We start from the raw sequence: 6603 nt of genomic DNA on the forward strand, positions 1-6603 counted from the left end.
GTACTTACAGTACATGATTAAAAAGCAAGCCTCGGATTTGTTTTTTAGCGCGGGCTTTCCTGTCTTAGTAAAAATACAAGGTGTTTGTAGTGCGATTAATAAAGACACGGCTTTAACATCAGCCCAAACCAAAGAGCTTGCTTATTCTCTGATGAATGATCAGCAAATTAAGAATTTTGATGAGAATCTGAGCACTAGCGTTGGTATTTCCGTTCCTAACTTGGGGCGATTTCGCCTGAGTGTTTTTAGGCAACGCGGTTCTGTTGCGATGGTGATTCGTTGTATTAAAACCTCACCGCCAACTCTAGAAGAGCTAAGGTTACCAGAAGATCTGGGTGAGTTTATGTTTGAGAAACGCGGGCTGGTTCTGGTTGCTGGCGCCACCGGCTCAGGTAAATCTTCAACGCTAGCAGCAATGATCGATTTTCGAAACAAGCATTCAACAGGACATATTCTGACTATAGAAGACCCAATTGAATACTTATTCTCTTACAAAAAATCAATTGTTAATCAACGGGAAATCTCGATCGATGCCAAGAGTTATTCAGATGCTTTGAAAAGTGCAATGCGTGAAGCTCCAGATGTAATCATGATTGGGGAGATAAGAGATACCGACACAATGAAACAGGCGATCGTATATTCTGAAACAGGTCATTTATGTTTAGCCACTATTCATGCCAGCAATGCCGTTGAAACATTGGATCGAGTTATTAACTTTTTCCCTCCAGATGACCGGGGACAAATATTGATTGATCTATCAAGAAACCTTCATTCTGTTGTTTGCCAGCGACTTGTAAAAAGTAAGGATGGTTCATTAACTCCAGCATTAGAAATATTGCGAAATTCTCCTTACTTTGGTGAGTTGATTCAGAAAGGAAAAATTGGAGAGTTAACTGAAGCATTTGAGAGAGACATGGATCAAAATGTTGTTACTTTCGATGAATCTCTAATTAAACTCTATAAAGAAGGGAAAATCTCAGCGGAAGAAGCTATTAACAACGCAGATTCGAAACATAATGTCCAAGTGAAAATCCGCCTTAAAGACGACCCCAGTGCGGCCTCTGAAGGTTGGCAAATAAAAAGCTAATGTGCAAATGTCGGTATCATGCCAAATCATTTCTTACTGGAAAATAGATCTTTTTACCTTCTTTCTGAATTATTAGGACGAGTTTATTGAAAACAAATATTCGAAGCCGGATTATTATAGCCGTTGTTGTGTGTCTGGTATTAATTTCCGCGACACTAGCCTACGTTTTATTTGAGCAATCTAGGATAGATAAGAAGTTTTTGTTGGTAGACAAAATTATTAGCCATACTGGAATAGTCGATCAAGCACAAACTGTGTTTGTATCCCTATTAGCCGAACAACGGGCTTCTATTCGAGTCAAAAAAGAAGGTTCACAGTTCAGTAATCTTATTGACGAGCTAAACGCTCTCTTGGAAACAATTGAGCATAAACCCATATTAGCTGAAAAAGAACAATTTCTGTTGAAACGAGTTAGAAGTGACATTGCTCGCTTATCTAGCCTGAGCTCGAACCTATTAGTTTTAGCGGGTTCTACCGAAACTAGCGGGAAAAACAGCTTGTTGAGTGAGTTCGATGCATTAGGCCAGAAAATCACCACACAGCTAGACCAGATTCATATTTTTCTTGACCATGAATTAGAAAAAGCTTTTCATGAAGCATCTGAGATGCGTTATGGCGCACAAAAAAGCGTTGTCATTAGCGGCACGCTTCTCGTCTTTTTCCTTGTCTTTTTTAGCTTCCAGCTAGTTCGTTCGATTACACGTCCCATTAACGACCTGGTTAAGGCGACTCAGAGGCTTAAAAGCTCAGAATGGGATTATCGAGTCAATTTAGATACCGGGGACGAATTGGAGGAACTTGCTGACAGTTTCAACAGCATGGCTGAACAGCTTTCCCATCAACACCTAAGCCTCAAAGACCAACTGGATAGACACAGTATTCAGCTAAAGGAACGTTCTTTAGACCTTGAGATACTTTTATTGGCAAGCGCTGAACTCTCGTCCGAGTTAGATATTGAGCAGTTGCTAAAGCTTATGGCGCAGAAACTAACAAGTACACTGAAAGTAACCTATTGCCGTATTGCTCTAAAAGATAGTGAGCATGCAGGCCCTGTAATTCGCGCAGCCTATCCCATCAGGATGCTAGATTGGGAGCCTGGCATTGGAAACGAGTTAGACGTAAAATATTGTCCTGACTTACAGAAGGCTTTTGACACTGGACGATACGTATCAGTTTCTAATACAGAAATGTTTGATCGGAGACATAAAGTTGAGTTGGAACAAATTTTCACTTCTGAAACACATTCCGGTTTAATCTTTCCCTTAGTTATTAAAGGACGCTCAGAGGGTGCTATTATTTTGGGTGAGTCAAGAGTGTGGGACCGGGAACCTTTTTCTCAAGAAAAAATCGCCCTCTGCCAGACGCTAATCAACCAGTCTGTTATAGCGATCGAAAATGCAGAAAACTATGTGTCTTTGCATTCAATGTTTTTGGATACAACCTCTGCCTTGAGTTCTGCAATTGATGCTAAGTCTCACTGGACTAAGGGGCATTCGGAGCGCATGACAGCTCTGGCATTACGTATTGGACGGAAATTATCACTTGATTCCGAATCATTAAACCTTCTCAAGGTGGGCTGCATTCTCCATGATATTGGGAAAATCGGTACCTATGAGCAGATTCTAAACAAGGCTGAGCCACTTACGGATAGTGAACTTGAAATCATTCGTCAACATCCAGTAAAGGGGGAGCTTATTCTTAAACCAATCCATAAGTTTAAAGCGATTCTACCTATAGTAAGAAGTCATCATGAAAAATATGATGGAACAGGCTACCCAGATGGATTAAAGGGCGAAGATATTCCGATTCTCGCCCGTATTGCAGCGCTCGCAGATACATACGATGCGATGACCGCTGATAGACCTTATAGAAAGGGTTGTAGCCGCTTAGAAGCTATTGCTGAAATTAAGCGCTGCTCAGGGACGCAGTTTGACCCAAGTATTGCTGGCGTATTTATTGAGATATTGAAAGATGAGTATTCATAGTTAAAAACATGTTCTTCTATCCTTACCAATCAAGCCGTGCTGGAAACACAAGTATCTAAAACTTAATGCTGACTTACACGCGCACAGTTAGAACGACTCTAGTTTCTCAAGTACAAGGTCTCTTAAACGCTTGTCGCCACTCGCTAGATAAAGCGCTCGCTGGTACATGCTTTTTGCTTTGTCATCTCCTCCCATTAAACGATATAAATCACCGTACTTGATAAATACCTCTGGGTTGTTTGGGGCGACCCGTATGGCTTGTTCGTATATTCGTTGGGCGCGTAGCCATTGTTGAGAGTTTTTTGCTTTTTCGGCTTTAGCAAGTAGAACGCTTAATATATTGCTTTCTACCTTGTTTATTTCTTTTACTTCTACATCTTGATTTTTGGCTGCATCACTATCGACAGTTATGCTTTTTTCCTCTGGTGTTACAGCTTTATTAAGTATGCTGTGAGGCTTGGATGTGATCGGTGAGTCGGCCTTTGAACTCGGTGTTACGGGGACAATGTTAGGCTTAGTCTGTGTGTTGAGTGAAGAACAAGCGCTCAGTAGGAGAACTGTACTGAGCACTAAAGCCAGAGGAGATGCCTTTAATAAATAACTGAGGCCTTCTAAAACCATGATTTTAACCACCCTTTCACCGATGAATAACCATTTTTACATGCTTGATATTCAGATGTATCTGGTTCACCCCAGACAGGAAGGTCTATAGCGCCCTTGCATCGTTCATCGGTGAGGTGAGCCGTGTTTTGATCAAACCAATGGTACTGGATGTTAGCAGGAGCTTCCATACTCAAGGGATATTGAGGGATGCGGCGAATAAAGTCGCTCCATAGCTGCAGGGCACCGCTGCTGCCGGTTAGGTGTGTTTCTTTATTGTCATCGCGGCCGAGCCAAAAGGTTGCTAGGTAATCTCCCGAGTAGCCTGAGAACCAACTATCCCGATTATCGTTAGTGGTGCCGGTTTTACCCGCAACCACCAGTTGCTCTGGTAGTTGTTTGTATGCAGAGCGCCCGGTGCCGGTTTGCATGGTCTTTACTAGTGCTTCTTGTAATAAATAAATCGCCTCGGGTGCAACTACTTGACTAAGCTTGAAAGGGTAGCGGGTTAAAGTTTCACCTTGTGCGTTGGTGACCTCGCGAATTCCTCTTAAGGGCATGTTGAAGCCATTACTGGCGATAGTTTGGTAGAGCTGCGTCACTTCAAGCGGTGACAATGATTGAGATCCTAGGAATAGAGAAGGGTAGGGCGTGAGCTCTCTTTTGACACCTAAACGCCTGAGCATGTCATGCACTGTGTCAATTCCTAGCTCTAAACCTAAGCGGGCACTTGCCAGATTGTAGGATTTAGCAAGCGCTAGATATAAGGGGACTTCTCCATGGCTTTCGTGATCAAAGTTCTGCGGCGCCCAGATTTGCCCATCTTCAAACTCTATTTTGAATGCCTGATCTGATACCAGCGTGCTGAGTTGATATTGTGAGGGTTTTTCCAGTGCGCTAAGGAATATTGACGGTTTAATGAGCGAGCCGATAGGTCTTCTTGCATCAAGAGCACGGTTAAAACCGCGGTATCGTGCTTTTCTGTCCCCAGCCATGGCGAGTATTTCCCCGGTGCCGGTTGCGGTGACCACGGCGCCTACTTGAAGCGTTCCTGTCTGTTTCACTGATTCGAGTGTTGGAAGTTTGCTGGCGATTGTATTCTCTAGCTGGTGCTGGAGCTGGGGGTCTAGACTGGTATATATCTTTAGCCCTTCAGTGCGTAGGTCGTCTTCATGGTAATCTTTTCCCAGCTGACGCTTTACCATGTCCATAAATGCCGGGTAGGGATTAGTCTGTAGAGTCGGCTTATCGATAACGTTTAATGTGTGAGTGATCGCCTCTTGATAGCGTTGATCGTCAAGGAGGTTCTCCTTGTTCAGAAGAGACAAAACCAGGTTGCGTCGTTTTAGTGCTCGTTCAGGAAAACGGCGAGGATTATAATAGGACGGGCCTTTGATCATGGCGACAAGTAGAGCGTGTTCGGAGATAGAGCAGGCACGTAAATCCTTGCCAAAGTAGTAGAGGCTGGCCGCTGCAAACCCGTGGATAGCGAGTGAGCCAGATTGACCGAGAAAGACATCATTCATGTAAGTTTCTAGGATGGACTGCTTGTCATAATGGGCTTCCAGCATCAGAGACATCAGTGCTTCATTTACCTTTCGGCTAAGTGATCGCTCTCGACTGAGATAAAAATTCTTGACCAATTGTTGGGTAAGCGTGCTGCCACCTTGAACAACTCTGCCCGCTTTCAGGTTTGCCCATGCAGCACGCGCTATGGATAGCGGTGAAATGCCTAAATGATGTTTAAAGTCACGATCTTCAGTGACAAGAAGGCTGGCAATGAGTTGGTCGGGTATGTCTTCGTAGGGTCGTAGGATTCTTTCTTCTTTAGTGCGGGGATAAATGCCGCCCACTTTTAAAGGCTCTAGTGTATAGAGCGCTTGATGACTACCCAGGCCTTGCAGCTGGGTGACGATATCGTTTTCTATATGAAAACGAAAGTGACTACTCTCTTGATAACCTTCAAGTGTTTGATGAGCAGGTACCTTTAGTTCAACAACTTGATGGGTGCTTGATAGGTGACGAATGGAGTAGCTGCGTTCGGATTTAGGTTCCGAACGGGCTTGATAACCTAGCATATTGAGTTCATCAAGCAGATTGTTGGCGTTTAGCGCCTTATCGTTATAAATTTCGAGGGTGCGGGCAAATACTTGAGCTGGAAGCGCCCACCGCTTGCCTTCAAACTTATATCTGACCTGAGCATCGAGATATATGCACCAGGCAAAGAGCAGTAAGGCCAAAACACTTAGTATCTTCAAGCTAGTTGGGCGAAGAAGGAGAGGGCGCTTGTGCCTGAAATTGGCGGAGTTAGTCATTTCGCGTCAAGTACTTATTGTTGCAGAAGCTGCTAGGGGCTGAAAGAGCTAGTGTATCAGAGCCAAGCGGAATGTGTGAGGCTTAATACGATAAGACTAAAAGTGCGTCTGAGGCTTACTTTGGATCGACGAAAGCTTTTTCGAAACATAAGTGTAAGCGTGTTCAAATTCTTGCTTTGAGAAGTTTTGATGCTTTACTTTCTTGAGTTCTAGGTCAGTCAGTGTGAGGTGAAGTGTGGGGGTGACTTGAACTTTGTTAAGGCATTGTTTTACACAATGCAAAGCACAGCCATCTAGGGCCAGGATCGGTCGCTCTGATTTCGCTTGTCTAACTAATGATTTAACCTGTCCGCCAACGCCTGCTATACAAGACATTTCAGCTTGTCCTAGACGGTTCAATTCTAGGGCTAATTGATTGGTAAGCTGGGCGACATTAGAGCAGCCAGAGCATGAGTACACGATAGGCTGCTGTTCTCTATGATTCATCTTTTACTATCAATATCAGTGAGTGCCAGAACTGTTAGGCGCGAGCAAAGAGTAGATTGTTTTCAATCGAGATATGACTTTGCAAATCTTCGATAAATTCAGAAATTAAGGCATAAAGCCTTGTCCAGGT

The 6603-nt window shown here is 43.6% G+C and carries 5 protein-coding genes; 2 read left to right on the forward strand and 3 right to left on the reverse strand.

Annotated elements, in window-relative coordinates; genetic code table 11:
* On the forward strand, window positions 1–1087 hold a 1087-nt coding region (locus A3756_RS06430; protein WP_197481222.1), incomplete at its 5' end, for a PilT/PilU family type 4a pilus ATPase.
* A gap of 86 nt (window positions 1088–1173) precedes the next feature.
* Entirely contained in the window at window positions 1174–3072 is a 1899-nt protein-coding gene (locus A3756_RS06435) for an HD domain-containing phosphohydrolase (RefSeq protein ID WP_068641758.1), read from the forward strand.
* A gap of 87 nt (window positions 3073–3159) precedes the next feature.
* Here A3756_RS06435 and A3756_RS06440 read toward each other — a convergent pair whose 3' ends face one another.
* From A3756_RS06440 to A3756_RS06450, 3 genes are all read right to left on the reverse strand, one after another.
* Window positions 3160–3693 (reverse strand): tetratricopeptide repeat protein, encoded by a 534-nt coding sequence (locus tag A3756_RS06440; RefSeq protein ID WP_068553114.1) that lies wholly within the window; start codon window positions 3691–3693, stop codon window positions 3160–3162.
* Entirely contained in the window at window positions 3684–5987 is a 2304-nt protein-coding gene (gene mrcB / locus A3756_RS06445) for a penicillin-binding protein 1B (protein ID WP_068553116.1), read from the reverse strand. Before mrcB ends, A3756_RS06440 begins: the two co-directional genes overlap by 10 nt.
* Window positions 5988–6083: 96 nt before the next feature.
* On the reverse strand, window positions 6084–6473 hold the full coding sequence (locus tag A3756_RS06450; protein WP_068508605.1) for a putative zinc-binding protein: 390 nt from the start codon (window positions 6471–6473) through the stop codon (window positions 6084–6086).
* Window positions 6474–6603 lie beyond the last annotated feature (130 nt).

Source organism: Oleiphilus sp. HI0086, assembly GCF_001635225.1.

Excerpts from the sequence above, each read along its gene's own strand:
- A3756_RS06450 (WP_068508605.1), bottom strand. The coding sequence starts at position 6,473 with ATGAATCATAGAGAACAGCAGCCTATCGTGTACTCATGCTCTGGCTGC.
- mrcB (WP_068553116.1), bottom strand. The coding sequence starts at position 5,987 with ATGACTAACTCCGCCAATTTCAGGCACAAGCGCCCTCTCCTTCTTCGC.
- A3756_RS06440 (WP_068553114.1), bottom strand. The coding sequence starts at position 3,693 with ATGGTTTTAGAAGGCCTCAGTTATTTATTAAAGGCATCTCCTCTGGCT.